Annotated in this window: 23 protein-coding genes; 15 read left to right on the top strand and 8 right to left on the bottom strand. The window is 57.2% G+C overall.

The window, feature by feature from the left end; translation table 11 throughout:
* Positions 1 to 34 precede the first annotated feature (34 nt).
* The 4 genes from leuS to nadD are packed head-to-tail and all read left to right on the top strand — an operon-like array spanning position 35 to position 4,893.
* Positions 35 to 2,617, top strand: coding sequence for a leucine--tRNA ligase (leuS, locus tag ACVV26_RS07250; RefSeq protein WP_474801778.1), 2,583 nt, complete (start codon positions 35 to 37; stop codon positions 2,615 to 2,617).
* A gap of 14 nt (positions 2,618 to 2,631) precedes the next feature.
* Positions 2,632 to 3,222, top strand: a complete 591-nt coding sequence (gene lptE, locus ACVV26_RS07245; protein ID WP_474800752.1) for an LPS assembly lipoprotein LptE — start codon at positions 2,632 to 2,634, stop codon at positions 3,220 to 3,222.
* Complete coding sequence (holA, locus tag ACVV26_RS07240) at positions 3,222 to 4,253, top strand: DNA polymerase III subunit delta (RefSeq protein ID WP_312984320.1); 1,032 nt, start codon at positions 3,222 to 3,224, stop codon at positions 4,251 to 4,253. Before lptE ends, holA begins: the two co-directional genes overlap by 1 nt.
* The gene (gene nadD / locus ACVV26_RS07235; protein WP_474800750.1) at positions 4,246 to 4,893 is read left to right on the top strand and encodes a nicotinate-nucleotide adenylyltransferase; all 648 of its coding nucleotides are present in this window, start codon (positions 4,246 to 4,248) and stop codon (positions 4,891 to 4,893) included. Before holA ends, nadD begins: the two co-directional genes overlap by 8 nt.
* Here nadD and cobD read toward each other — a convergent pair.
* On the bottom strand, positions 4,865 to 5,950 hold the full coding sequence (cobD, locus tag ACVV26_RS07230; RefSeq protein ID WP_474800749.1) for a threonine-phosphate decarboxylase CobD: 1,086 nt from the start codon (positions 5,948 to 5,950) through the stop codon (positions 4,865 to 4,867). The two genes, nadD and cobD, sit on opposite strands and share 29 nt — an antisense overlap.
* Before the next feature lie 96 nt (positions 5,951 to 6,046).
* Between cobD and ACVV26_RS07225 the strand changes: the two genes are divergently transcribed.
* The 10 genes from ACVV26_RS07225 (at position 6,047) to lipA (ending at position 15,521) form a co-directional block, all read left to right on the top strand.
* Positions 6,047 to 6,649, top strand: coding sequence for an adenosylcobalamin/alpha-ribazole phosphatase (locus ACVV26_RS07225; RefSeq protein ID WP_474800747.1), 603 nt, complete (start codon positions 6,047 to 6,049; stop codon positions 6,647 to 6,649).
* 257 nt (positions 6,650 to 6,906) lie between these two features.
* Entirely contained in the window at positions 6,907 to 7,224 is a 318-nt protein-coding gene (rsfS, locus tag ACVV26_RS07220; protein ID WP_161659723.1) for a ribosome silencing factor, read from the top strand.
* A 3-nt stretch (positions 7,225 to 7,227) separates the two neighbouring features.
* The gene (gene rlmH, locus ACVV26_RS07215) at positions 7,228 to 7,695 is read left to right on the top strand and encodes a 23S rRNA (pseudouridine(1915)-N(3))-methyltransferase RlmH (RefSeq protein WP_474800745.1); all 468 of its coding nucleotides are present in this window, start codon (positions 7,228 to 7,230) and stop codon (positions 7,693 to 7,695) included.
* Positions 7,696 to 7,721: 26 nt separating this feature from the next.
* Complete coding sequence (mrdA, locus tag ACVV26_RS07210; protein ID WP_474800744.1) at positions 7,722 to 9,620, top strand: peptidoglycan DD-transpeptidase MrdA; 1,899 nt, start codon at positions 7,722 to 7,724, stop codon at positions 9,618 to 9,620.
* Positions 9,620 to 10,732 (top strand): peptidoglycan glycosyltransferase MrdB, encoded by a 1,113-nt coding sequence (mrdB, locus tag ACVV26_RS07205; protein WP_183170957.1) that lies wholly within the window; start codon positions 9,620 to 9,622, stop codon positions 10,730 to 10,732. Before mrdA ends, mrdB begins: the two co-directional genes overlap by 1 nt.
* Positions 10,733 to 10,742: 10 nt before the next feature.
* A complete protein-coding gene (gene rlpA, locus ACVV26_RS07200) occupies positions 10,743 to 11,888 on the top strand; it encodes an endolytic peptidoglycan transglycosylase RlpA (RefSeq protein WP_474800743.1) in 1,146 nt (381 codons plus the stop codon).
* Positions 11,889 to 12,026: 138 nt separating this feature from the next.
* The gene (dacA, locus tag ACVV26_RS07195) at positions 12,027 to 13,238 is read left to right on the top strand and encodes a D-alanyl-D-alanine carboxypeptidase DacA (protein WP_312985697.1); all 1,212 of its coding nucleotides are present in this window, start codon (positions 12,027 to 12,029) and stop codon (positions 13,236 to 13,238) included.
* Between the two features lie 104 nt (positions 13,239 to 13,342).
* Complete coding sequence (ybeD, locus tag ACVV26_RS07190; protein ID WP_002436065.1) at positions 13,343 to 13,606, top strand: DUF493 family protein YbeD; 264 nt, start codon at positions 13,343 to 13,345, stop codon at positions 13,604 to 13,606.
* Positions 13,607 to 13,703: 97 nt separating this feature from the next.
* The gene (gene lipB, locus ACVV26_RS07185) at positions 13,704 to 14,369 is read left to right on the top strand and encodes a lipoyl(octanoyl) transferase LipB (RefSeq protein ID WP_474801776.1); all 666 of its coding nucleotides are present in this window, start codon (positions 13,704 to 13,706) and stop codon (positions 14,367 to 14,369) included.
* A 186-nt stretch (positions 14,370 to 14,555) separates the two neighbouring features.
* Positions 14,556 to 15,521 carry a lipoyl synthase gene (gene lipA, locus ACVV26_RS07180; protein ID WP_474800741.1) on the top strand — a complete coding sequence of 322 codons (966 nt, stop codon included), beginning with the start codon at positions 14,556 to 14,558 and terminating at the stop codon, positions 15,519 to 15,521.
* An 86-nt stretch (positions 15,522 to 15,607) separates the two neighbouring features.
* On the opposite strand, the gene tatE is transcribed toward lipA, so the two are convergent.
* On the bottom strand, positions 15,608 to 15,811 hold the full coding sequence (gene tatE / locus ACVV26_RS07175) for a twin-arginine translocase subunit TatE (RefSeq protein WP_312985693.1): 204 nt from the start codon (positions 15,809 to 15,811) through the stop codon (positions 15,608 to 15,610).
* Between the two features lie 126 nt (positions 15,812 to 15,937).
* A complete protein-coding gene (locus tag ACVV26_RS07170; protein ID WP_474800739.1) occupies positions 15,938 to 16,726 on the bottom strand; it encodes a deaminated glutathione amidase in 789 nt (262 codons plus the stop codon).
* Between the two features lie 105 nt (positions 16,727 to 16,831).
* Between ACVV26_RS07170 and crcB the strand changes: the two genes are divergently transcribed.
* Positions 16,832 to 17,215 (top strand): fluoride efflux transporter CrcB, encoded by a 384-nt coding sequence (gene crcB / locus ACVV26_RS07165; RefSeq protein ID WP_474800738.1) that lies wholly within the window; start codon positions 16,832 to 16,834, stop codon positions 17,213 to 17,215.
* 225 nt (positions 17,216 to 17,440) lie between these two features.
* On the opposite strand, the gene cspE is transcribed toward crcB, so the two are convergent.
* From cspE to ACVV26_RS07140, 5 genes are all read right to left on the bottom strand, one after another.
* The gene (cspE, locus tag ACVV26_RS07160) at positions 17,441 to 17,650 is read right to left on the bottom strand and encodes a transcription antiterminator/RNA stability regulator CspE (protein ID WP_002436076.1); all 210 of its coding nucleotides are present in this window, start codon (positions 17,648 to 17,650) and stop codon (positions 17,441 to 17,443) included.
* A 203-nt stretch (positions 17,651 to 17,853) separates the two neighbouring features.
* Positions 17,854 to 18,378 (bottom strand): lipid IV(A) palmitoyltransferase PagP, encoded by a 525-nt coding sequence (pagP, locus tag ACVV26_RS07155; protein WP_474801775.1) that lies wholly within the window; start codon positions 18,376 to 18,378, stop codon positions 17,854 to 17,856.
* A gap of 200 nt (positions 18,379 to 18,578) precedes the next feature.
* On the bottom strand, positions 18,579 to 21,701 hold the full coding sequence (locus ACVV26_RS07150) for an efflux RND transporter permease subunit (RefSeq protein ID WP_474800736.1): 3,123 nt from the start codon (positions 21,699 to 21,701) through the stop codon (positions 18,579 to 18,581).
* Positions 21,698 to 23,128: an efflux RND transporter periplasmic adaptor subunit gene (locus ACVV26_RS07145; protein ID WP_474800735.1), complete on the bottom strand. Its 1,431-nt coding sequence runs from the start codon at positions 23,126 to 23,128 to the stop codon at positions 21,698 to 21,700. The genes ACVV26_RS07150 and ACVV26_RS07145 overlap by 4 nt, the downstream gene beginning before the upstream one ends.
* Entirely contained in the window at positions 23,121 to 24,380 is a 1,260-nt protein-coding gene (locus tag ACVV26_RS07140; RefSeq protein ID WP_474800733.1) for a TolC family protein, read from the bottom strand. Before ACVV26_RS07140 ends, ACVV26_RS07145 begins: the two co-directional genes overlap by 8 nt.
* Positions 24,381 to 24,383 lie beyond the last annotated feature (3 nt).

The following is a 24,383-nucleotide window of genomic DNA, read 5'->3' as shown; positions in this document are numbered from 1 at the left end:
CGTAGCGGCAATGAAAACAGGACCACTGGCTGCCATGCAAGAGCAATATCGCCCGGAAGAGATTGAATCCCACGTACAGCATCACTGGGAGGAGAAGCGCACATTCGAAGTGACTGAAGACGAGAGCAAAGAGAAGTATTACTGCCTGTCGATGCTTCCCTATCCTTCTGGTCGACTACACATGGGTCACGTCCGTAACTACACCATCGGCGATGTGATTGCCCGTTACCAGCGCATGCTGGGCAAAAACGTGCTTCAGCCGATCGGCTGGGATGCGTTCGGTCTGCCTGCTGAAGGGGCCGCGGTAAAAAACAACACCGCACCTGCGCCGTGGACCTACGACAACATCAATTACATGAAGAACCAGCTCAAAATGCTGGGCTTTGGTTACGACTGGAGCCGCGAGCTGGCGACCTGCACCCCGGAATACTACCGCTGGGAGCAGAAGTTCTTTACCGAGCTGTATAAAAAAGGCCTGGTGTACAAGAAAACCTCTGCGGTGAACTGGTGCCCGAACGACCAGACCGTACTGGCGAATGAGCAGGTTATCGACGGCTGCTGCTGGCGCTGCGACACCAAAGTTGAGCGTAAAGAGATCCCGCAGTGGTTTATCAAAATCACCGCCTACGCCGACGAGCTGCTGAGCGATCTGGATAAACTGGACCAGTGGCCGGATACCGTTAAGACCATGCAGCGCAACTGGATTGGCCGCTCCGAAGGCGTGGAAATCACCTTCGACGTGGAAAAGCGCGCCGACAAACTGACGGTGTACACTACCCGCCCGGACACCTTTATGGGCGTCACCTATCTGGCCGTCGCCGCAGGCCATCCGCTGGCGCAGGCTGCCGCAGCCACCAACCCGGCGCTGGGCGATTTCATTGCAGAATGCCGTAACACCAAAGTTGCTGAAGCCGACATGGCGACGATGGAGAAAAAAGGCATGGCGACCGGCTTTAACGCCGTTCATCCGCTGACTGGCGAAGCCGTGCCGGTATGGGTCGCAAACTTCGTGCTGATGGAATACGGCACCGGCGCCGTGATGGCCGTTCCGGGCCATGACCAGCGCGACTGGGAATTCGCCACCAAATACGGCCTGGCGATCAAACCGGTTATCCTGGCGCAGGACGGCTCCGAGCCGGATCTGTCACAGCAGGCATTAACTGAAAAAGGCGTGCTGTTTAACTCTGGCGAGTTCGACGGCCTGCCGTTTGAAGCCGCCTTTAACGCCATTGCCGACAAGCTGGCCTCAAAAGGCGTGGGCGAGCGCAAAGTTAATTACCGTCTGCGCGACTGGGGCGTTTCCCGTCAGCGTTACTGGGGCGCGCCCATCCCGATGGTGACCCTGGAAGACGGCACCGTGATGCCCACCCCGGAAGATCAACTGCCGGTTATTCTGCCGGAAGATGTGGTAATGGACGGCATAACCAGCCCGATCAAAGCTGACCCTGAGTGGGCGAAAACCACGGTTAACGGTCAGCCTGCGCTGCGTGAAACCGACACTTTCGACACCTTTATGGAATCTTCCTGGTACTATGCGCGCTACACCTGCCCGCAGTACGACAAAGGCATGCTCGATTCTGACGCCGCCAACTACTGGCTGCCGGTGGATATTTATATCGGCGGTATCGAACACGCCATCATGCACCTGCTGTACTTCCGCTTCTTCCACAAGCTGATGCGCGATGCGGGCATGGTGAACTCAAACGAACCGGCTAAACAACTGCTTTGCCAGGGCATGGTGCTGGCGGACGCGTTCTATTACGTGGGCGCCAGCGGCGAGCGCAACTGGGTATCTCCGGTAGACGCCATCGTTGAGCGTGACGATAAAGGCCGTATTGTTAAAGCCACCGACGCAGCGGGCCACGAACTGGTCTATGCTGGCATGAGCAAAATGTCGAAGTCGAAAAACAACGGCATCGACCCGCAGGTGATGGTGGAGCGTTACGGCGCAGATACCGTGCGTCTGTTTATGATGTTCGCTTCACCGGCTGACATGACGCTGGAATGGCAGGAATCCGGCGTTGAAGGGGCAAACCGCTTCCTGAAGCGCGTCTGGAGACTGGTCTATGAGCATACCGCACAGAGCGCTGTCGCCGCGCTGGACGTTGCTGCGCTGACTGAAGATCAAAAAGCGCTGCGTCGCGATATCCACAAAACCATCGCGAAAGTCACCGATGATATCGGCCGTCGTCAGACCTTCAACACCGCGATTGCCGCTATCATGGAACTGATGAACAAGCTGGTGAAAGCGGCGCAGGAAACCGAGCAGGACCGCGCATTAATGCGTGAAGCCCTGCTGGCCGTGGTGCGTATGCTGTATCCGTTCACCCCACACGTCTGCTTTACACTGTGGCAGGAACTGAACGGCGAAGGCGATGTTGATAACGCCCCGTGGCCGCAGGCTGATGAAAGCGCCATGGTGGAAGATTCTCGTCTGGTGGTGGTGCAGGTTAACGGCAAAGTGCGCGGTAAAATTACCGTTCCGGCAGATGCCACTGAAGAACAGGTGCGTGAGCGCGCTGGTCAGGAACATCTGGTCGCTAAGTACCTTGAAGGCGTAACTGTACGTAAAGTGATTTACGTACCGGGTAAACTGCTTAACCTGGTTGTTGGCTAAGCACAGGAGGAAGCGTGCGATATCTCATCACTCTGATAGTGAGCCTGGCGGTGCTGGTGACCGCCGGATGTGGCTGGCACTTGCGCAGTACCACCCAGGTACCCGAGCAAATGCATACGCTGATCCTGGATTCAGGTGACCCGTATGGCCCATTAAGCCGCGCGGTGCGTAAGCAATTGCGTCTGAACGGCGTTGAAATCGTTGAGCCGAGTAAAGTGCGTAAAGACATTCCGTCTCTGCGTCTTGGCGGTGCGTTGATATCCCAGGATACCGCGTCGGTATTCCAGGATGGCCGTACGGCGGAGTATCAGATGGTGATGACGGTCAATGCTACTGTGCTGATCCCAGGCCACGATATTTACCCTATCAGCACCAAAGTGTTCCGCTCGTTCTTCGACAACCCGCTGACCGCGCTGGCGAAAGATGCCGAACAGGACATCATTATCCAGGAAATGTACGACCGCGCGGCGGAACAGTTAATCCGTAAGCTGATGTCGGTGCAGGTGAAAGATCTGGAAGCCACCCAATCTGAACCGCCGACTACCCAGCAAAGTAGCCCGACGACCTCGTCAGGCCGCGTTTCCACCACGCTTTCCGCTCAGTAATGGTCAGAGTTTGGCCTGAACAACTCCGCGCGCAGCTCAAAGAAGGGCTGCGCGCGGCGTATCTGCTGACCGGAAACGATCCGCTGTTGCTCCAGGAAAGCCAGGACGCGATTCGTCAGACGGCGCAGGAGCACGGGTTCGACGAGCACCACACCCGCCAGATTGACGCGCAAACCGACTGGGATGAAATTTTCTCGATTACCCGCGCGTTAAGCCTGTTCGCCAGCCGCCAGACGCTACTGCTGATCCTTCCCGAAAACGGCCCCAACGCGGCGATTAACGATAAGTTAGCCGAGCTGGTCAACCTGCTGCACGACGATCTGCTGCTGGTGGTGCGGGCGGTGAAACTTACTAAAGCACAGGAAAACGCTGCCTGGTGTACCGCGTTGTCCAGCCGGGGCGTAATGGTTAACTGCCAGACCCCGGAACAGGCACAATTGCCCCGCTGGGTGGCTAACCGGGCGAAAAGCCGTCAGTTATCGCTTGATGATGCGGCCAGCCAGCTACTGTGCTACTGCTATGAAGGGAACCTGCTGGCGCTGGCCCAGGCGTTGGATCGGCTGGCGCTGCTGTGGCCCGACGGCAAGCTCACCCTGCCCCGCGTAGAACAGGCGGTTAACGACGCGGCGCATTTCACCCCGTTCCACTGGGTCGATGCCCTGCTGGCCGGGAAAAGCAAACGCGCGCTGCACATCCTGCAACAGTTGCGGCTGGAAGGCAGTGAGCCGGTGATCCTGCTGCGTACCGTTCAGCGCGAACTGCTGCTGATGGTCACCCTTAAACGCCAGTCTCACAGCACGCCGCTGCGCAATTTGTTCGATCAGCACCGGGTCTGGCAAAACCGCCGCACGCTGTTGACCGATGCGCTAAACCGGCTGAGTGAAGATCAACTGCGCCAGGCGGTCAGCCTGTTAGCGCAGATTGAGTTAACGCTGAAACAGGATTATGGCCAGTCGGTATGGCAGGAGCTCGAAGGTTTGTCGCTGCTGGTATGCCATAAAGCCTTGCCGGATGTGTTTATCCATGGCTAAGCCGCTGCTGGCGTATTACGGCGGGACGTTCGATCCCATTCACTTTGGGCATATCAAACCGGTGGAGGCGCTCGCCCGACAGGTGGGTTTGCAAAACGTGGTGATCATTCCAAACAACGTGCCGCCCCATCGGCCTCAGCCCGAGGCCAGCAGCGCCCAACGCAAAGCGATGATTGAAGCAGCGATCCAGGGCAACGCGCTGTTTGAACTGGATGACCGGGAATTGCAACGCGCTATGCCTTCCTGGACGGCTGATACCATGGAAGCCTTACGTGCTGAACAGGGCGCCGCGCAGCCGCTGGGGTTTATCATCGGCCAGGACTCATTGCTGGCGTTTCAAACCTGGCATCGCTATGCCGATATCCTCGCCTGCTGCCATCTGCTGGTGTGCCGCCGACCGGGTTATCCCCTCGCCATGCCCGATGCCGAACAACAGCGCTGGCTGGAACAGCATCTGGCAACCGATCCCGCCGAACTTCACGCTCAACCGGCCGGGAAAATTTTCCTCGCCGACACGCCGCTGTTAGCGATTTCGGCCACCGAGATCCGCCAGCGTCTGGAAAACGGTCAGCCCTGTGACGATCTGGTTCCCGCTCCGGTGATGGATTACATTATGCGCCACGGTTTGTATCGCGACTGATGTCGGTTAATGCAGTAATCAGCGCCTCGTTGTCTGCACGGCTTTTCACTGCCACCCGAAAGTAACGCTTATCTAACCCCGGATAGTTGGCGCAACTGCGGATCAAAATTCGCTGCGCCAGCAAACCACGTTGCAAATCCTTATCGCCGTCGTACCTGAAAAACAGATAGTTCGCCTCCCCTTGCCACACGGTTATCTCCGGCAGTGCATTTAGCGCCTGCAATAAAAAAGGCCGCTCCGTTTCCAGCCACTGGAACGTCGCCTGTTGGTACGCTTCGTCATTAAGCACGATTTCCCCCGCCAGCGCCGCGAAGGCGTTAATGGTCCAGGGCTCGCGACCGGCGCGTAACGCCGCAACTTGTTGTTCGTCGCTGTTAATTACGTAGCCAAGCCGCAGGCCGGGAATAGCATAAAACTTCGTCAGGGAGCGCAGAACCCACAGATGGGGATTCTCAGCAAGCCAGCCGGTGCAGCCAGCGGCGTTTGGCATAAAGTCGATAAACGCCTCATCGACCACCAACGCTATGCCGAGTTCTGCACAGCGGGAAACGATCGCCTGCATTAAGCGGCGGTCCGGCATTAATCCGGTGGGATTGTTCGGCGTGCAGAGGATCAGGCAATCAAGATCGGCTGTGAGCGCCGCCACCAGGCGGTCATCCGGCTGCCAGCCATCGGCTTCGGTTAACGGATAATCGCTGATCCGGCACCCCACCCGGCTTAACGCCCGGCGATACTCGGCGAAACCCGGCGTCAGCAGCAGCGCGTGGCGAGGGGCGAGATGGGCCAGCAGTTGGAATATCAGCTCCGTTTCGCCATTGCCTGCCATGAGCCAGCGCTGCGGGACCTGGTGATGTTTTGCCAGCGCCTGGTGCAGCGCCACATAGTCCGGGTCTGGATAGCGCTGCGCTAATTCAAGATTTTCCATAAGAGCGCGCTTAAGGGTGGCAGGCATCCCAAGCGGATTGATATTGGCGCTGAAATCAATCAACGTCTCGGGGTTCACCCCCGCCAGCGCTGCCGCTTCGCGAATATTGCCGCCGTGATTGCTGGTAAACATGTCGCCTCCGTTAACGTAAAACGCCATCTTACCCCAAAGCCTGCGTCTGGCTGCGACTGATGGTAGACTCAATAACGGTGACTCAAGGAGCAATGCATGAAACTGTGGCTGGTAAGACATGGACAAACCGAGGCGAACGTCGCCGGGTTGTACAGCGGACGTAGTGAAACCGCGCTCACCGAGCAGGGCATTCGTCAGGCGACAGAAGTCGGGCAAATGCTTCAGGCCGTGCCCTTTGATCGGGTTATGAGCAGTGCGCTGGGTCGGGCGCAGCATACCGCCCATCTGGTGCTGGAAGGCCGCGATCGCGCTATTGAAACCAATCCGCTGCTCAACGAAATGCATTTTGGTGACTGGGAAATGCGTCATCACCTCGATTTACAGCGTGAAGATTCCGTCACTTATGCCGCCTGGTGCCGGGACTGGCAAAACACCGTTCCCACCAATGGCGAAGGTTTTCAGAATTTTTCGCAGCGGATAATGGCGCTTTCCCGCGATTTACGCGCTATGCCGCAGGAAAACATTCTGTTGGTCAGCCACCAGGGCGTGCTAAGCCTGCTTATCGCCACGCTGATGGGCATGCCGCCGCCGTCGCTGTGGCACTTTATGATCGAGCAAGGTAGCTGGAGCATGGTGGAGATCCAGCAGGATTTTGTCACGCTGCGTACCCTGAACAACCGGGCGGCGGCGGTTATCTAACGGGCTGACGGCGGTTGAATTTCTTTTGGCGAGCCGTTGCATATTGACACGATATATAAGGCTGATATCCTCCGCTGCCAGACTTTCTCCCGCCGATGGCCATTTTCTAAATTGTTTTACAAAAATGGCGATGCAAACTCATGTCAGCGGTGGGATGATAGCCCACTTCATACAGCAGGCGCTTCGCCACTGTTATCTCATTGAGTTTGATGCGCTCCCGGCGGCATCATCAGCGTTCATATTCCCAGGGGGAACACTTGCAGGGTAAAGCACTCCAGGATTTTGTTATTGATAAAATCGACGACCTGAAAGGTCAGGATATCGTTGCTATCGACGTTCAGGGTAAATCCAGCATCACGGATTGCATGATCATCTGTACCGGTACCTCTACGCGTCACGTGATGTCTATCGCCGACCACGTGTTGAGCGAGTCCCGCCATGCAGGCTTAATGCCGCTCGGCGTTGAAGGCCAGAGCGCGGCAGACTGGATCGTTGTCGACCTGGGTGATGTGATTGTGCATGTCATGCAGGAAGAGAGCCGTCGTCTGTACGAACTCGAAAAGCTCTGGAGCTAGGGCGTGAAGCTGCAACTGGTCGCCGTTGGCACCAAAATGCCCGACTGGGTGCAAACCGGGTTTACTGAATACCTGCGCCGCTTTCCTAAAGATATGCCGTTCGAACTCATCGAAATCCCGGCCGGAAAGCGGGGCAAAAACGCCGACATCAAACGCATTCTCGATAAAGAGGGCGAACTGATGTTGGCAGCAGCAGGCAAAAATCGCATTGTCACGCTCGATATTCCAGGCCGTCCATGGGATACCCCGCAGCTTGCCAATGAACTGGAACGCTGGAAGCTGGATGGTCGAGACGTGAGTCTGCTTGTTGGTGGCCCGGAAGGGTTATCCCCAGCCTGTAAAGCCGCTGCCGAACAGAGCTGGTCGCTCTCTGCGCTGACGCTGCCGCACCCGCTGGTGCGTGTTCTGGTCGCAGAAAGCCTTTATCGGGCGTGGAGTATTACTACCAACCACCCTTACCATCGTGAGTAAACGCTACCAGGTAGATTAAGCAGCGGATGAAATTACAGAATTCTTTTCGCGACTATTCGGCTGAGTCCGCGCTTTTTGTGCGTCGGGCTCTGGTCGCCTTTTTAGGGATTTTACTGCTTACCGGCATACTGATCGCGAATCTCTATAATTTGCAGATCCTGCGCTTCACCGATTACCAGACGCGCTCCAACGAAAACCGCATCAAGCTGGTACCGATCCCGCCGAGTCGCGGCATTATTTACGATCGCAACGGCATCCCGCTGGCCCTTAACCGCACCATCTACCAAATCGAGATGATGCCGGAAAAAGTCGATAACGTGCAGCAGACGCTGGACGCGCTGCGTGGCGTGGTCGACCTGACGGACGACGATATCGCGGCGTTTAAAAAAGAGCGCTCCCGCTCCCATCGCTTTACCTCCATCCCGGTGAAAACCAACCTGACGGAAGTGCAGGTGGCGCGTTTCGCCGTGAATCAGTACCGTTTTCCCGGCGTAGAAGTGAAAGGCTATAAGCGCCGCTACTACCCCTATGGCTCCGCCCTGACCCACGTCATTGGTTATGTGTCAAAAATCAACGACAAAGACGTAGAACGGCTCGATAAAGACGGTAAGCTGGCGAACTACGCCGCGACCCATGATATCGGCAAGCTCGGCATTGAGCGTTTTTACGAAGATGTGCTGCACGGGCAGACCGGTTATGAAGAGGTCGAAGTTAACAACCGTGGCCGGGTGATCCGCCAGTTGAAAGAAGTGCCGCCGCAGGCCGGGCATGATATCCATCTGACTATCGATTTACAGTTGCAGGCCTATATCGAAACCCTGTTGCAGGGCAGCCGCGCGGCGGTGGTGGTGACCGATCCGCGCACCGGCGGCGTGCTGGCGATGGTATCCACCCCCAGCTACAACCCTAACTTGTTCGTCGACGGCATCTCCAGCAAGGATTATTCGGCGCTGCTCAACGACCCGAATACCCCGCTGGTTAACCGCGCGACCCAGGGGATTTACCCACCGGCGTCCACGGTAAAACCGTATGTCGCCGTATCGGCGCTGAGTTCCGGCGTTATCACCCGCAATACCACGCTGTTCGACCCCGGCTGGTGGCAACTGCCCGGCTCGGAAAAACGCTACCGCGACTGGAAAAAATGGGGCCACGGCCGCCTGAACATCACCAAGTCGCTGGAAGAATCGGCGGATACTTTCTTCTATCAGGTCGCCTATGACATGGGCATCGACCGGCTCTCCGAATGGATGAGCAAATTCGGCTACGGCCATTACACCGGCATCGACCTGTCTGAAGAGCGCTCCGGGAACATGCCAACCCGTGAATGGAAGCTGAAGCGCTTTAAGAAGCCCTGGTATCAGGGCGACACGATCCCGGTAGGCATCGGCCAGGGCTACTGGACTTCTACGCCGCTGCAAATGAACAAAGCAATGATGATCCTGATTAACGACGGCATCGTCAAAGTGCCTCATCTGTTGATGAGCACCACCATCGACGGTAAACAGCAGCCCTGGGTGCAACCGGAGCAGCCGCCTGTGGGCGATATCCACTCGGGCTACTGGGAAATCGCCAAAGACGGGATGTACGGCGTGGCGAACCGGGCCAACGGCACGGGCCATAAATACTTTGCCAGCGCGCCGTATAAAATCGCCGCAAAATCGGGTACTGCACAGGTTTTCGGCCTGAAAGCCAACGAAACCTATAACGCCCACCGCATCGCTGAGCGCCTGCGCGACCACAAATTGATGACCGCGTTCGCCCCTTACGATAAGCCGCAGGTCGCGGTCGCCATGATCCTTGAGAACGGCGGCGCTGGCCCGGCGGTAGGGACCATCATGCGCCAGATCCTCGACCATATCATGCTTGGGGATAACAACACCGAACTACCCGCTGAAAATCCGGCCGTGGCCGCGGCGGAGGACTAATGACCGATAATCCGAATAAAAAAACCATCTGGGATAAAATCCATCTCGATCCCACTTTTATGCTGATCATTCTGGCGCTGTTGACTTACAGCGCCCTGGTTATCTGGAGCGCCAGCGGCCAGGACCTGGACATGACCGAACGTAAAATCGGCCAGATCCTGATGGGCCTGGTGGTGATGGTGGTGATGGCACAAATCCCCCCACGTGTATACGAGGGCTGGGCGCCCTATCTGTACATTGTGTGTATCATTTTGCTGGTGGCGGTGGATGCCTTCGGCGCCATCTCCAAAGGAGCGCAGCGCTGGCTGGATTTAGGCGTGGTGCGTTTCCAGCCGTCGGAAATCGCTAAAATCGCGGTGCCGCTGATGGTGGCGCGCTTTATCAACCGCGATGTTTGCCCGCCCAGCCTGAAGAATACCGGCATTGCGCTGGTGCTGATCTTTATGCCGACGCTGCTGGTGGCGGCGCAGCCGGACCTCGGCACGTCGATTCTGGTGGCGCTTTCCGGCCTGTTCGTACTGTTCTTGTCTGGCCTGAGCTGGCGGCTGATTTTGATCGCCGTCCTGCTGGTGGCGGCATTTATCCCGATTCTGTGGTTCTTCCTGATGCATGACTATCAGCGTCAGCGCGTCATGATGCTGCTCGACCCGGAATCCGATCCTCTTGGCGCGGGCTATCATATTATTCAGTCTAAAATTGCTATTGGGTCAGGTGGTTTGCGCGGCAAAGGCTGGCTGCACGGCACCCAGTCACAGCTGGAGTTTTTGCCCGAGCGCCATACCGACTTTATCTTCGCCGTGCTGGCGGAAGAGCTGGGGCTGGTGGGCGTGCTGATCCTGCTGGCGCTGTATATTTTGCTGATCATGCGCGGGCTGTGGATAGCGGCCCGGGCGCAAACCACTTTTGGCCGGGTCATGGCAGGCGGTTTGATGTTGATTTTGTTCGTTTATGTGTTTGTGAATATTGGTATGGTAAGTGGTATTTTGCCCGTGGTTGGGGTGCCGCTGCCTCTGGTGAGTTATGGGGGCTCGGCGTTGATCGTACTGATGGCCGGGTTTGGTATCGTGATGTCGATACATACCCACCGAAAAATGCTGTCTAAAAGCGTATAAGGGGAACGCAATGCGTAAGCAGTGGCTTGGAGTCTGTGTCGCAGCAGGATTGCTGGCGGCCTGTAGTTCAAATGATGACAGCCAGGCACCAACCACAGTGGCTCCACAGCCTGCTGTGTGTAATGGTCCGGTGGTGGAAATCAGCGGTGCGGAACCGCGTTATGAGTCGCTGAACCCTTCAGTAAACCAGGATTATGAGCGCGACGGCAAAAGCTACAAAATCGTTCAGGACGCTTCGCGTTTCAGCCAGGCTGGACTCGCGGCTATTTATGACGCCGAGCCGGGCAGCAACCTGACGGCGTCGGGCGAAGCCTTCGATCCGAATCAATTGACCGCCGCGCACCCGACGCTGCCAATCCCGAGCTATGCGCGCGTTACCAACCTGGCGAACGGCCGGATGATTGTGGTGCGGATTAACGATCGCGGCCCGTATGGCAATGACCGGATAATCTCGCTGTCCCGCGCCTCTGCCGACCGCCTGAACACCTCGAACAATACCAAAGTCCGCGTCGACCCGATTATCGTTGCCCCGGATGGCTCCCTGTCCGGGCCGGGCATGGCGTGTACCACCGTTGCGAAACAGACCTATGCCCTGCCGGCGCGTCCCGACCTGAATTCCGGGATGGGCAGCGCGTCGTCAGTGCCGCAGGCTGAACCTGCCGGTGATGTGCGCGCCATCAGTAATGATACCCTGCAAAGCGAAGACACCACCGGTGCGCCGGTCCGCAGCAGCGGGTTTTTAGGCGCGCCAACGACGCTGAACAGCGGCGTGATTGAAAGCGATGCGCCAGCGCCGGTTGTTGCACCAGTCGCTGCTCCGGTGACCGCACCGCAAACTGCGCCAGCCGCCGCTCCGGCTCCGGTCACTGCGCCGGGCTCAGTACAGGGCAGCGTTAATGCGCCTGTGGCCGCTGCCGCCGCAACCGGCAGCTATGTGGTCCAGGTCGGCGCCGTCAGCGACAGCGCCCGCGCCAGCCAGTGGCAGCAAAAGCTCAGCCAGCAGTTCGGCGTGCCGGGCCGCGTCACGCCTAACGGCGCGGTGTATCGCGTTCAGCTTGGGCCGTTCAACAGTAAATCTGAAGCCGCCGCGCTCCAGCAACGTCTGAGCAGCGAAGCGCAATTACAGTCATTCATAACAAACGGCGGCGCGCAGTAACGCGCCCGGGCTGGCTGGTACGGCGTTGGCGGGTAAAAACCGCTAACAAAGTCATTCGCAAAGTCGGATGCCAGCCCAACCGCCATTTGCTATAGTAAGGCACTTTTTTCACTTCATCACGGATGTCGTTGTTTTACCATGAAGACCACTCTCTCCGTACGTTTCGCTAAGCGCATCGCGCTCACTACAGCGCTGGCCGTTGCGGCACTCTCCACCGCCCATGCCGACGACCTGAATATAAAAACGATGATCCCAGGCGTCCCGCAAATCGATGCCGAGTCTTACATCCTGATTGATTACAACTCTGGCAAAGTGCTGGCGGAGCAAAACGCGGATGTGCGCCGCGACCCTGCGAGCCTGACTAAAATGATGACCAGCTACGTCATCGGCCAGGCGATGAAGGCAGGAAAATTCAAAGAATCTGACCTGGTGACGATCGGCAACGACGCCTGGGCCACCGGCAACCCGGTGTTCAAAGGCTCCTCGCTGATGTTTCTGAAACCGGGCATGCAGGTTCCGGTATCCCAGTTGATCCGCGGCATTAACCTGCAATCCGGTAACGATGCCTGCGTGGCGATGGCGGACTACGTCGCGGGCAGCCAGGACGCGTTCGTTGGCCTGATGAATAACTACGTTAACGCGCTGAACCTGAAAAACACTCACTTCCAGACCGTGCACGGCCTGGATGCAGACGGTCAGTTCAGCTCTGCCCGTGATATGGCGTTGATCGGCCAGGCGCTGATCCGCGATGTGCCGAACGAATACACCATCTATAAAGAAAAAGAGTTCACCTTCAACGGCATCCGCCAGACCAACCGTAACGGTCTGCTGTGGGACAACAGCCTGAACGTGGACGGCATCAAAACCGGTCATACCGATAAAGCAGGCTATAACCTGGTGGCATCAGCCACTGAAGGTCAGATGCGCCTGATCTCCGCCGTGATGGGCGGTCGCACCTTTAAGGGCCGCGAAGCGGAAAGCAAGAAGTTGCTGACCTGGGGCTTCCGTTTCTTTGAAACGGTGAACCCGATTAAAGCGGGCAAAGAATTCGCCTCCGAGCCAGCCTGGTTTGGCGATCACGATCGCGCCTCTCTCGGCGTGGATAAAGACGTCTACCTGACCATTCCGCGCGGCCGCATGAAAGACCTGAAAGCCAGCTACGTGCTGAATACCAGCGAACTGCATGCGCCGCTGGCGAAGAACCAGGTGGTCGGCACCATTAACTTCCAGCTTGATGGCAAAACCATTGAACAGCGTCCGCTGGTGGTGCTGGAACAGATTGAAGAAGGCAATTTCTTCGGCAAAATCATTGATTACATCAAGCTGATGTTCCACCACTGGTTTGGATAAAAATTGAACACTTGAAAGTGTGATTTACGTCCCCATATACTAAGCATCAAAACAACTCCCGCTCAGGCGGGAGTTATTATTTTTTATCCAATGCTGGAGCTGACATGAAAACCAAACTTAACGAACTGCTTGAATTCCCGACGCCCTTTACTTACAAAGTGATGGGTCTGGCGAAGCCGGAGTTGGTTGATATGGTCGTTGAGGTAGTTCAGCGCCATGCGCCTGGTGACTACACGCCGCAGGTTAAACCAAGCAGCAAGGGAAACTACCACTCCGTTTCTATCACCATTAACGCCACGCATATTGAGCAGGTAGAAACCCTGTACGAAGAATTAGGTAACATCGAAATCGTTCGTATGGTGCTGTAATCTCCTACCCGGCCACTGGCCGGGTTTGTTGTCTTCGGGCCCGCAAAGCCCGGCTGTGTTATACTCCCCGCCACCTTTTTTCTCCGGAGACGCAGTGTTGTTTCAGGAAACCCTTCTTATTCGTCAACTCGGTTTGCAGCCTTACGCGCCCGTTTCGCAGGCCATGCATGATTTCACTGATACCCGCGACGCCGATACGCCTGATGAAATCTGGCTGGTTGAACATCAACCGGTGTTTACCCAGGGGCAAGCCGGTAAAGCAGAACATGTTCTGATGCCGGGCGATATCCCGGTTGTCCAGAGCGATCGCGGCGGCCAGGTGACCTATCACGGGCCGGGCCAGCAGGTAATGTACGTGATGCTCAATCTGAAGCGACGTAAGCTTGGCGTGCGCGATTTAGTGACCTTACTGGAGCAAACCGTGGTCAACACCCTGGCCGAGCTGGATATCGAAGCCCACCCCCGGGCTGATGCGCCAGGTGTTTACGTTGGCGCAAAAAAAATCTGCTCGCTGGGCTTACGCATCCGTAAAGGTTGTTCATTCCACGGCCTGGCGCTGAATATCAATATGGATTTAGCACCGTTTCTGCGCATCAATCCATGCGGCTATGCGGGCATGGAGATGACCCAGGTGAGCGCTTACCGTGACGGCGCAACCATCGACACGGTGAATCCGCTGCTGCTGAAGCATACGCTGGCGCTGTTAGGGAACCCGCCGGTGGAAAGGGTCAACGAACCGCTGGGCAAATCAACAGGGTCGTAACCTGCGCAAGGGCACAAAATAACAACCATTTTACAATTCTGTTCCCTTTTTACCTGCGGTGAGGCTGCTTTACCGCAGGGAGTAATGATATACTGCGTAACGTTAATTCAAAAATAGTTGATAAATACAACACTTACTTGAATTGAGACGCTTTCCTTCGTTATCCGCAACTGGAACACGCATGCTATGAGTAAACCCATCGTGATGGAACGCGGCGTTAAATACCGCGACGCCGACAAAATGGCCCTTATCCCGGTTAAAAACGTGGCGACAGAGCGAGAAGCGCTGTTAAGAAAGCCGGAATGGATGAAAATCAAACTTCCTGCTGACTCAACGCGCATCCAGGGCATCAAAGCAGCCATGCGTAAAAACGGTCTGCATTCCGTGTGTGAAGAGGCCTCCTGCCCTAACCTCGCAGAGTGCTTCAACCACGGTACCGCCACCTTTATGATCCTGGGCGCCATCTGCACCCGTCGCTGCCCGTTCTGCGACGTTGCCCACGGCCGCCCGGTTGCGCCCGACGCTAACGAACCGCTTAAGCTGGCGCAGACCATCGCCGACATGGCGCTGCGTTACGTGGTGATCACTTCCGTTGACCGTGACGATTTACGTGACGGCGGCGCACAGCATTTTGCCGATTGCATTACCGCCATCCGCGAGAAAAGCCCGAGCATTAAAATCGAGACCCTGGTGCCCGACTTCCGTGGCCGTATGGACAAGGCGCTCGACATCCTCAACGCCACGCCGCCGGACGTGTTTAACCACAACCTGGAGAACGTGCCGCGTATTTACCGCCAGGTACGTCCAGGTGCCGACTATAACTGGTCGCTGAAGCTGCTGGAGCGGTTTAAAAAAGCGCATCCGGAAATCCCGACCAAATCCGGTTTGATGGTGGGCCTGGGTGAAACCAACGCAGAAATCATTGAAGTGATGCGTGATTTACGCAGCCACGGCGTCACCATGCTGACGCTGGGCCAGTACTTACAGCCGAGCCGTCACCACCTGCCGGTACAGCGCTACGTCAGCCCTGACGAGTTTGATGAGATGAAAGCCGAAGCCATGGCGATGGGCTTTACCCATGCCGCCTGCGGCCCGTTTGTGCGCTCGTCTTACCACGCGGATATGCAGGCCAAAGGCGAAGAAGTGAAGTAATAGTTTGTTACGTTAGAATCTGTAGACAATAAAAAACCGGCTTATCTGAGCCGGTTTTTTTCTACCTTAACGTCGGGTCGCTGCAATTACTCTTTATGAGTGATCCGTTCGCCGGTCACGTCGTTGGCAGCAGTGGTTTTCGCCGCGTTTTCATCATCATTCATGGCTTTTTTGAAGCCTTTGATGGCTGCACCCAAGTCACCGCCCAGCGTACGTAACTTTTTGGTTCCAAACAGCAGGACCACCAGTGCGGCAACTACCAGCAGTTTGGTAATACTAATCTCACCCATACTTACCTTCTTAATAAACAGGCGCCGGAATGGCAGCCGAAAAACCAGACTCAATTAACGGTTATTTGAGCCGGACGTACAATAGCAATCTGTAACAAGGTGAATCAAGCCTTGATTAAACTTTCATCACAATAACGTTGGCGGCGCGAAGCGGCGATGCTTCAGGACCGGCAATTTATCGCGCGCTTCTTTTAAACGCTCAGCCGTCACGTCCGTTACAATTAACGCCGGGCTTTCTGCCGCGGCGGCAATGGTCACGCCAAGCGGATCGATAACCCGGCTTTGACCAATATTCTTGTTGCCACACTCCCCGGCGGCAACCACATAACAGGTGCTGTCCAGAGCGCGGGCGGCCAGCAAGGTCGACCAGTGATGCTCTTTTAGCGAGCCGCGCACCCATGCGGTTGGCAGCACTAACACTTCTGCGCCAGCAAGCGCCAGGCTCAGAGCCATTTCCGGGAAGCGCAGATCGTAGCAGGTCATCATACCGACCTTCATACCCGCGACCTCAACCAGCGGCCCTACCGCCGCGCCGGCATCCACCAGACGCGATTCCTGCATCGAGAATGCATCATACAGATGAATCTTTTGGTAAACCGCGACGATCTCCCCATTTCGCAACGCGATCTGGGTGTTCGCCGCACGCCCGGTGGTGGTTGGAACATGGATCGTGAGAAACGTCGTCATTTCGCTGCCCAGGCTCGCCTGGCACAGCGCACTCACGAAGGGGCCCTCCAGCGCCTGCGCGGAATTCACCGACATATCAGGATCGTTATCGTCCCGCGCCAGCAGCGCCTCCGGTAACACCAGCAGATCCACGCCCGCCGCCTGCGCCTGACGCATATAGCTGATGCATATCCCGACATTTTTCACACTGTCAGAGGTGACTGAAAACTGCCCCGCCGCTACTTTCATCGTGCGCTCCTGATGGGTTACCGTGATTGCTCTCACAATCATAGCCATAAGTATGCCCTCAGCGGTACACTCTTTGCTTTGATCAAAACGATACAAGGCATTCATGTGATTAATATTGCCATAGCAGTTTTTCTTGGCGGTGGGTTAGGCAGCCTCGCCCGTTGGCTATTGAGCCTGCGTTTGAACCCCATGCATCATGCCATCCCCATCGGCACGCTGACGGCTAACCTGATTGGCGCGTTTGTTATCGGCGCAGGCCTTGCCTGGTTCAACCGCATGAGCCATATCGATCCGATGTGGAAATTGCTGATCACCACCGGTTTTTGCGGCGGCTTAACTACCTTTTCAACTTTTTCAGCGGAAGTGGTGTTTTTACTTCAGGACGGGCGATTTGGCTGGGCGGCGCTTAACGTGGTGGTGAACCTATTGGGGTCATTTATGATGACCGCGCTCGCATTTTGGTTATTTTCGCAACTTAGCGCGCGTTAACGCCGCAGTCTTAATATTGGCTTAATCTTTCCCTGCAACGATGGCGCAATAGTCCGTTGTGAGGAAATGTGATGAGAGAATATGTGCAAAGCGGTAGCGCGCTGCTGTTCACGGCATTAGTGGTGGCGAGCTTTCTGAAAATTTATCTGTTTTACTGAATGACTAAACCGAACGCAAAAAAAAACCCGCAATTAAGCGGGTTTTGTATTCTTGCTGAACGCCGAATCAGATAGCGATTACGTTAGCAGCAGAAGGGCCTTTGGCACCGTTAGTGATTTCGAACTCTACACGCTGACCTTCAGCCAGAGTTTTGAAACCATTGCTCTGGATCGCAGAGAAGTGTACGAACACGTCTTTGCTGCCGTCTTCCGGAGTAATGAAACCGAATCCTTTGGACTCATTAAACCACTTAACGTTACCTTTAATCTTAGACATCAAAATTACCTTTACATGAAAAAACGACACAAATGCTGTGTCGGGCATCAGTACAACAATTGTGGTGACATTTGTCCAGTCGAAGTTTAAGAAAAAGTGATAAAAGTCGCGTTCTTTTCATCAGAAAGAGGTAGAACCGCGATTTATCCCTTATTTTTCAACGCTAACGTCACCCTCACTTAATGTAGTCTATTTTTGCACGTTTAAAACTGAAATCGTAACCAGGCGAAGTAAACGTTACCGTTTCCATAGGTGCCGGGTATGTAGGTCATCTGAAAATTAGCTGGGCCATAGCCGATAGACGCCATCGGCAACAGCACCGGAACCGGGATGTAATGCCAGTTATCGCGCGCGGTCATGCCGACGGTGTAGCCCAGGCCGGCATGAAATTTATCGTCCGCCAGTGGTCGCCAGGTGGCTTCCCAGCCATAGCCGGCAATCGGCTCCCACTTATTGAACGAATCTTTGAAGGCCATCACGTATAAACTGTGCCAGTTGCCTTTCTCATCCCAGCGCGACTGACCGAAACCCGCGCCCCAGGGACGTTCGTTATAGGATTTCGCTTTATCATGATCGTAGGCGTAACGGGCATGCCAGGTAATCACCGGCACATACAAATCGTAATGCTGAGGATTGTCCCAGGTGTCGACCACGTTATCGCGCAACGTGGTATACCCCGCATCGATATGGTCGAGTAATTTGGCCGCCGTAGCCGTGTTGCTGACCAACGGGGCCAGAAAGATAAAAACAACAATTTTATGAAATACCGTCACGTCATAAATACCCTTTATTAAACTTTTAAAAGTCTAATAAAGAATATTTTAATCAACCCTAAACGGTCTCTCGGCTATTTCCTGAAAAAATCACCAATAAGCCGAAAATATTCAGATGATTCCCAATATTTCCGGCCTGGGCGCTTTTTAATCCCTTATCCCCTGGGTTTTTTGATCAACAGATACAGTGCCGGTATCACCAACATCGACAGCAGGGGTGCGGTGATCATGCCGCCAATCATCGGCGCGGCAATCCGGCTCATCACTTCTGAACCGCTGCCGCTACCCCACATAATCGGCATCAAACCAGCCATGATGGTCGCCACCGTCATGACTTTCGGGCGCACGCGCAGCACCGCGCCTTCGTGAATGGCCTGCAACAGCTGCGGCGTTTGCTCCCCGCCTGGCTCCAGCCGTTTGCGCTGCCATGCCTGGTTTAAATACAGCACCATAATCACGCCGAATTCCGCCGCCACGCCCGCCAGCGCAATAAAGCCCACCGCCCCCGCCACGGAGAGGTGATAATCCAGCAGCCACAGCAGCCAGACGCCGCCTATTAAGGCAAACGGCAGCGTACCCATAATTAACAGCGCATCGCTGAAACGCTGGAAGGTGATATACAGCAGAATGAAAATAATCAGCAGAGTAAACGGCAGCACGATTTTCAACGTCGCCGTGGCGCGTTCCAGATATTCAAACTGTCCGGACCAGGAGAGCGTCACTCCCTGAGGCAGGGTGACATTCGCCGCCACAATCTGCTGCATTTCTTCCACCGCCGATTTTAAATCGCGCCCGCGCAGGTCGACGTAAATCCAGTTCGACAGCCGTGCATTCTCGCTTTTGAGCATCGGCGGCCCGTCGGCGACGGTAATTTGCGCCAGCTCCGACAGCGCAACCTGGCTGCCGCTGGCGGTCACCACCGGCAACGCCCGCAGCTTCTGGATGTTGTCGCGCCATTCACGCGGATAACGTACGTTGATGGGGTAACGCTCGCGTCCTTCGATGGTTTCGCCAATGTTCTGTCCGCCCACCAGCGTAGCAACCATCGATTGTAGCTCGCTCACCGAGACGCCATAGCGCGCCGCTTTACGCCGGTCGATGATGATATCCACATAGCGCCCACCCGCTAACCGCTCCGCCAGCGCCGACGTCACCCCCGGCACCGACTTCACCAGTTGTTCGATTTCATCGGCCACCCGTTCGATGTCCTCAATCCGGCTGCCGTTGACCTTGATCCCCACCGGGCTTTTAATGCCGGTCGCCAGCATATCGAGCCGGTTGCGGATCGGCGGCACCCAGACGTTAGCGATACCCGGCACCTTGACCCGCGCGTCCAGTTCTTCCACCAGTTTGTCCATCGTCATGCCTGGCCGCCACTGGTCGTGGGGTTTAAAGCGGATGGTGGTTTCCAGCATGGTCAGCGGCGCGGGATCGGTGGCGGTTTCGGCGCGTCCGGCTTTACCAAACACGCTTTCCACTTCCGGCACGGTTTTGATTAACCGGTCGGTTTGCTGGAGCAGTTTCGCCGCCTCGCGGGTAGAAATACCCGGCAGCGTCGACGGCATATACAGCAGGTCGCCTTCATCGAGCGGCGGCATAAACTCGCTGCCGAGGCGGCTTAGCGGCCACAGCGTCGCCACCAGCAGAATTAACGCCAGCGCCACCGTGGTTTTCGGCCAGTTCAGCACCTTATCCAGCAGCGGCTCGTAAGCGCGGATCAGCCAGCGGTTGAGCGGGTTATCCTGCTCCGCGGGAATACGCCCGCGAATAAACGCGCCCATTAGCACCGGGATCAGCGTAATACCCAGCCCGGCGGACACCGCCATCGCCCAGGTTTTGGTGAAGGCCAGCGGCGAGAACATCCGCCCTTCCTGCGCTTCCAGCGCGAACACCGGGATAAACGACAGGGTGATGATCAACAGGCTGCAAAACAGCGCGGGCCCCACTTCCACCGCCGCCTGTTCGGCAATTTTCCAGTACTCCGCGCCGCTGGGCATTTCGCCGTCGCGATCGTGCCGCCACTGCTCCAGCACTTTGTGCATGTTTTCGATCATCACGATCGCCGCATCCACCATGGCGCCGATGGCGATAGCGATCCCGCCCAGCGACATGATATTGGCGTTGATCCCCTGGTAATGCATGATGATAAACGCGCCCAGAATGCCCAGCGGCAGCGAGATAATCGCCACCAGCGCCGAGCGGAAGTGGAACAGAAACAGCACGCAGACCAGCGCCACCACCACAAACTCTTCAATCAGCTTATGGGTGAGGTATTCGATGGCGTGTTCGATCAGATTTGAACGATCGTACACCGGCACTATCTCCACGCCCGCCGGCAGCGTGCGTTGCAGTTCGCTGAGTTTGGCTTTCACGGCGTTGATGGTTTCCAGCGCATTTTTACCGTAGCGCATTACGATAATCCCGCCGGTCACCTCCCCTTCCCCGTTGTACTCCGCCACGCCGCGACGGATTTCCGGCCCGAGGCGCACCGTCGCCACGTCAGAAAGCAGCACCGGCACCCCGTTGCGGTTAGCGATAACCACATTGCGGAAATCCTCCAGGCTGGCGAGATACCCGGTGGTGCGCACCATATATTCCGCTTCGCCCATTTCCAGCAGCGAGCCGCCGCTCTCCTGGTTGGCCTGCCCGACCGCATCCACCACCTGTTGATGGGTAATGTTTAGCGCCCGTAGCCGCTCGGGTTGCAGCAAGATTTGGTACTGGCGCACCATACCGCCGACGCTCGCCACCTCTGCCACGTTGGGCACCGTTTTCAGCTCAAACTTCAGCGTCCAGTCCTGCAAGGCCCGCAGCTCCGCCAGGCTGTGTTTGCCCGCGCGGTCAATTAGCGCGTATTCATACACCCAGCCAACGCCGGTGGCGTCCGGCCCCAGCGACGCTTTCGCTTCCGCAGGCAACTGCGACTGCACCTGGCTTAAATACTCCAGTACCCTGGAGCGCGCCCAGTACGGGTCGGTGCCGTCCTCAAACAGGATATACACGTAGGTTTCGCCAAACATGGAAAACCCGCGCACGGTTTTCGCGCCGGGCACCGACAGCATGGTGGTGGTCAGCGGATAGGTCACCTGATCTTCCACTACCTGCGGCGCTTTGCCGGGATAAGCGACGCGCACAATCACCTGCACGTCCGACAAATCCGGCAGCGCATCCACCGGCGCGCGCATCAGCGCCCAGATGCCCCACGCCGCCATCATCAGCGCGGCAATCAACACCAGGAAGCGGTTTTTCAACGAGCCTCGAATAATGGCGGCAATCATTGCGTACCTTCCTTAAGCGGTGCCAGATGCGTAATGACCGCGCCGTCGTCATTCATGGTGAAAGAAAACTGCACCTTATCCCCAGGCTTCACGCCAGGCTGTGCAGTTTTCAGGGCGAAGTCCATGGTCATCGCGCCCCACTTCAGCGCCGGGATCGGGCCGTGGGACAGCGTGACGTTGCTGTTTTCCAGCGCTTCCACCACGCCGGTGCCCTGATACTCAGTTTTCATCTCCTGAGCTGGCAACGCGCTGCGCAGGCTGGCTTCCGAGTCGATCAGGAATTGCCCGGACGTCACGACTTTCATGCCCTCATCCAGCCCGGCGGTCACCTCTACCCAGCCATCGCCGCGCATCCCGGTTTTCACATTCACTGCCCGGAAGAAACCGTCCTCTTCCGCCACCAGTACCCGGTTGGCGCTGCCGGTTTCAATTAACGACTCTTCGGGGATCGCCAGGCGCGGCGTGTCGGCGCTTTGCGCTTCCCGGCCAATCGCCAGATACATGCCCGGCCTGAGTTTCTGATCGGGGTTTTTAATAACGATGCGCGCCTGGAGGGTGCGGGTCGTGCTCTCCAGCGCGGGCAGCAATTCGCTGACTTTGCCGTTAAACGTCTCACCGGGATAGCTCTCGGTGGTCGCCGAGACCGTCGCGCCCTGGCGCAGCGCCTGAGCCTGGGACTGCGGATAATCCACCACTACCCACACCGGGTCGAGGCTCGCCAGTTCAAACAGCGGCGCGGTGGCGCTGACCTGCGCCCCGGCGCGGGTATCCAGCTTCGCCACATAGCCGTCGCGCCCGGCGCGCAGCACCAGCCGGGTTTGCGGCTTCCCACTGCGTTCCACCCGGCGGATAATATCCTCAGGCATAAACTGTAACGCCAGCCGCTCGCGTGCGGCGACGGTTAACGCGCTATCGCCGAGTAAACGCACCGCGAGGTACTCCTGCTGGGCGGCGGTCCACGCCGGTATCCACAGTTGTGCCAGCGGCTCGCCCTTTTTCACCGCCTGTAGCGGCGCGCGGACATACAGTTTTTCCACCACGCCCGACGCCGGGGCCGGAATGATTTCGCTGTTGCGCTCATCATTTTGCACCGTGGCCCAGGCGGTAAACGGGGCGGCCATTTCGCGCCTCTCCACTCTGGCGGTGCGAATGCCGAGATTTTGCTGCTGGCGAGCGCTTATCGACACCCCCGCCTCGTCAGCCACCTCATCGGCGTAGCGCGGTTGCAGATCCATATCCATAAACGGCGATTTGCCCGGCTTATCAAAGCGCTGGCCCGGAACCATCGGGTCGTACCAGTAGAGCACTTTACGCTCCGGCTGAGCGTTCACGGCAGGAGCCGCCTGCTGCTGTTGCCCCAGCCAGTAGCCGCTGGCCAGCGCCGCGCCGGTCACCAGCGCGATGAGTGAAAGGGATTTGCTATTCATGGGCGGCTCCTTGCACCGTCAGATATCGGATGGCAGCCCAGCGCTGCGCCATCTCTTTTTCGGCGTTAATCGCGCCAAGTTGTGCATCCAGCAGGCCGCGCCGCGCTTCGAGCACCGCGTCCAGCGAGGCCTGCCCGGAACGGTATTCGGCATTGATCACTTTCAGGCGCTGCTGGTTAAGCGGTACGATCTCCTGCTGCTTGCGGCTCCACAGGGACTGCGCCGCCTGATATTCCGCCACCAGGCTACGCACCAGCGCGATCCGGTCGCGGGTTGCCTGCGCGAGCTGGTCGTTGGCTTCCATCGCCCGCGACACGTCGGCGGCATAGTCTTTGTCCTGACGATGAGACTGGAACAGCGGCATATCCACAGTGAACATTACCCCGGCCAAATCGCCGTACTCCTCGGCGCGCCGGGCGTAATAGACCTCCACGCCGACGTCGGGCTTCGACGCCACCGCCGACTGTGCCGAACGGGCTTTCGCTACGTCGGCTTCCCTGGCGGCAACCACCACTTCGGGGTGCGCCGCCACGCCCTGCTCGAGGACTTGCGGCTCGGCGGGCAGGCGTTGATAGCGCGGCAGCGCCCCGGCGACGTTATCGATATTTTCCCCGGTGAGTTGATACAGGCGGGTTTGCGCCAGACGGGCGTCGCGTTCCGCCAGCGTCAGGTTGTCGCGCAGAGCAGAAAGCGTGGTTTGCAGCGCCAGCGCCCCGGAGGCAGACGCCGCACCGCTAGCCACACCGCTGCGCTGTACCGGGATCTGTTTTTCAGTTTCCTGCAACAGTTGCCGCGCCGCCTCGACGGCTTTTTCCGACAGCGCCAGATCCAGCCATGCCTGGGCGGTGTCGCGCTGGAGCTGCGCGCGGATCACCTGCGCCTGGGCGCTGGCGCTGGCGGACTGCGCCAGCAGCGTGTCGGCCTTACGGTCACGTTTGTCGGCGCTCACATACTTCTGCATCACGCCGACGCGCTGCATGGTCATCCCTTCGCGGGTGAATCGATGGGCGTTGCTGCCCTGCACCGGCAGGTTTTCGATACCGAATTTCAGTTCCGGGTCGGGCAACTGGCGCGCCGAATCGGCCATCGCGTCAAAGGCACGCACCTGGTTACGGTTGGCGGAAAGCTGGGCGGAATAACGCTCCGCCAGGTCGAGTGTTTGCTCAAGGCTCAGCGCCGCCGCCTGGGTGGCCGTGCTGGTCAGGACGAGCAAAACCCCGCCGAGCCAGAGGCTCAGAGTCGTTTGATTCATCAC

The organism is Atlantibacter sp. MEI4A-1023, from assembly GCF_056155425.1.
Note: the sequence above shows the minus strand (reverse complement) of the source record. Positions and strands in the feature narration are given on the sequence as shown.

What these genes read in the sequence shown, in the direction of transcription:
- rlpA (WP_474800743.1), top strand. Translation starts at nt 10,743, where the DNA reads ATGCGTAAGCAGTGGCTTGGAGTCTGTGTCGCAGCAGGATTGCTGGCG.
- lipA (WP_474800741.1), top strand. Translation starts at nt 14,556, where the DNA reads ATGAGTAAACCCATCGTGATGGAACGCGGCGTTAAATACCGCGACGCC.
- ACVV26_RS07145 (WP_474800735.1), bottom strand. Translation starts at nt 23,128, where the DNA reads ATGAATAGCAAATCCCTTTCACTCATCGCGCTGGTGACCGGCGCGGCG.
- mrdA (WP_474800744.1), top strand. Translation starts at nt 7,722, where the DNA reads ATGAAATTACAGAATTCTTTTCGCGACTATTCGGCTGAGTCCGCGCTT.
- ACVV26_RS07225 (WP_474800747.1), top strand. Translation starts at nt 6,047, where the DNA reads ATGAAACTGTGGCTGGTAAGACATGGACAAACCGAGGCGAACGTCGCC.
- cobD (WP_474800749.1), bottom strand. Translation starts at nt 5,950, where the DNA reads ATGTTTACCAGCAATCACGGCGGCAATATTCGCGAAGCGGCAGCGCTG.
- mrdB (WP_183170957.1), top strand. Translation starts at nt 9,620, where the DNA reads ATGACCGATAATCCGAATAAAAAAACCATCTGGGATAAAATCCATCTC.
- leuS (WP_474801778.1), top strand. Translation starts at nt 35, where the DNA reads ATGCAAGAGCAATATCGCCCGGAAGAGATTGAATCCCACGTACAGCAT.
- ybeD (WP_002436065.1), top strand. Translation starts at nt 13,343, where the DNA reads ATGAAAACCAAACTTAACGAACTGCTTGAATTCCCGACGCCCTTTACT.
- ACVV26_RS07150 (WP_474800736.1), bottom strand. Translation starts at nt 21,701, where the DNA reads ATGATTGCCGCCATTATTCGAGGCTCGTTGAAAAACCGCTTCCTGGTG.
- tatE (WP_312985693.1), bottom strand. Translation starts at nt 15,811, where the DNA reads ATGGGTGAGATTAGTATTACCAAACTGCTGGTAGTTGCCGCACTGGTG.
- holA (WP_312984320.1), top strand. Translation starts at nt 3,222, where the DNA reads ATGGTCAGAGTTTGGCCTGAACAACTCCGCGCGCAGCTCAAAGAAGGG.
- cspE (WP_002436076.1), bottom strand. Translation starts at nt 17,650, where the DNA reads ATGTCTAAGATTAAAGGTAACGTTAAGTGGTTTAATGAGTCCAAAGGA.
- ACVV26_RS07170 (WP_474800739.1), bottom strand. Translation starts at nt 16,726, where the DNA reads ATGAAAGTAGCGGCGGGGCAGTTTTCAGTCACCTCTGACAGTGTGAAA.
- dacA (WP_312985697.1), top strand. Translation starts at nt 12,027, where the DNA reads ATGAAGACCACTCTCTCCGTACGTTTCGCTAAGCGCATCGCGCTCACT.
- nadD (WP_474800750.1), top strand. Translation starts at nt 4,246, where the DNA reads ATGGCTAAGCCGCTGCTGGCGTATTACGGCGGGACGTTCGATCCCATT.
- ACVV26_RS07140 (WP_474800733.1), bottom strand. Translation starts at nt 24,380, where the DNA reads ATGAATCAAACGACTCTGAGCCTCTGGCTCGGCGGGGTTTTGCTCGTC.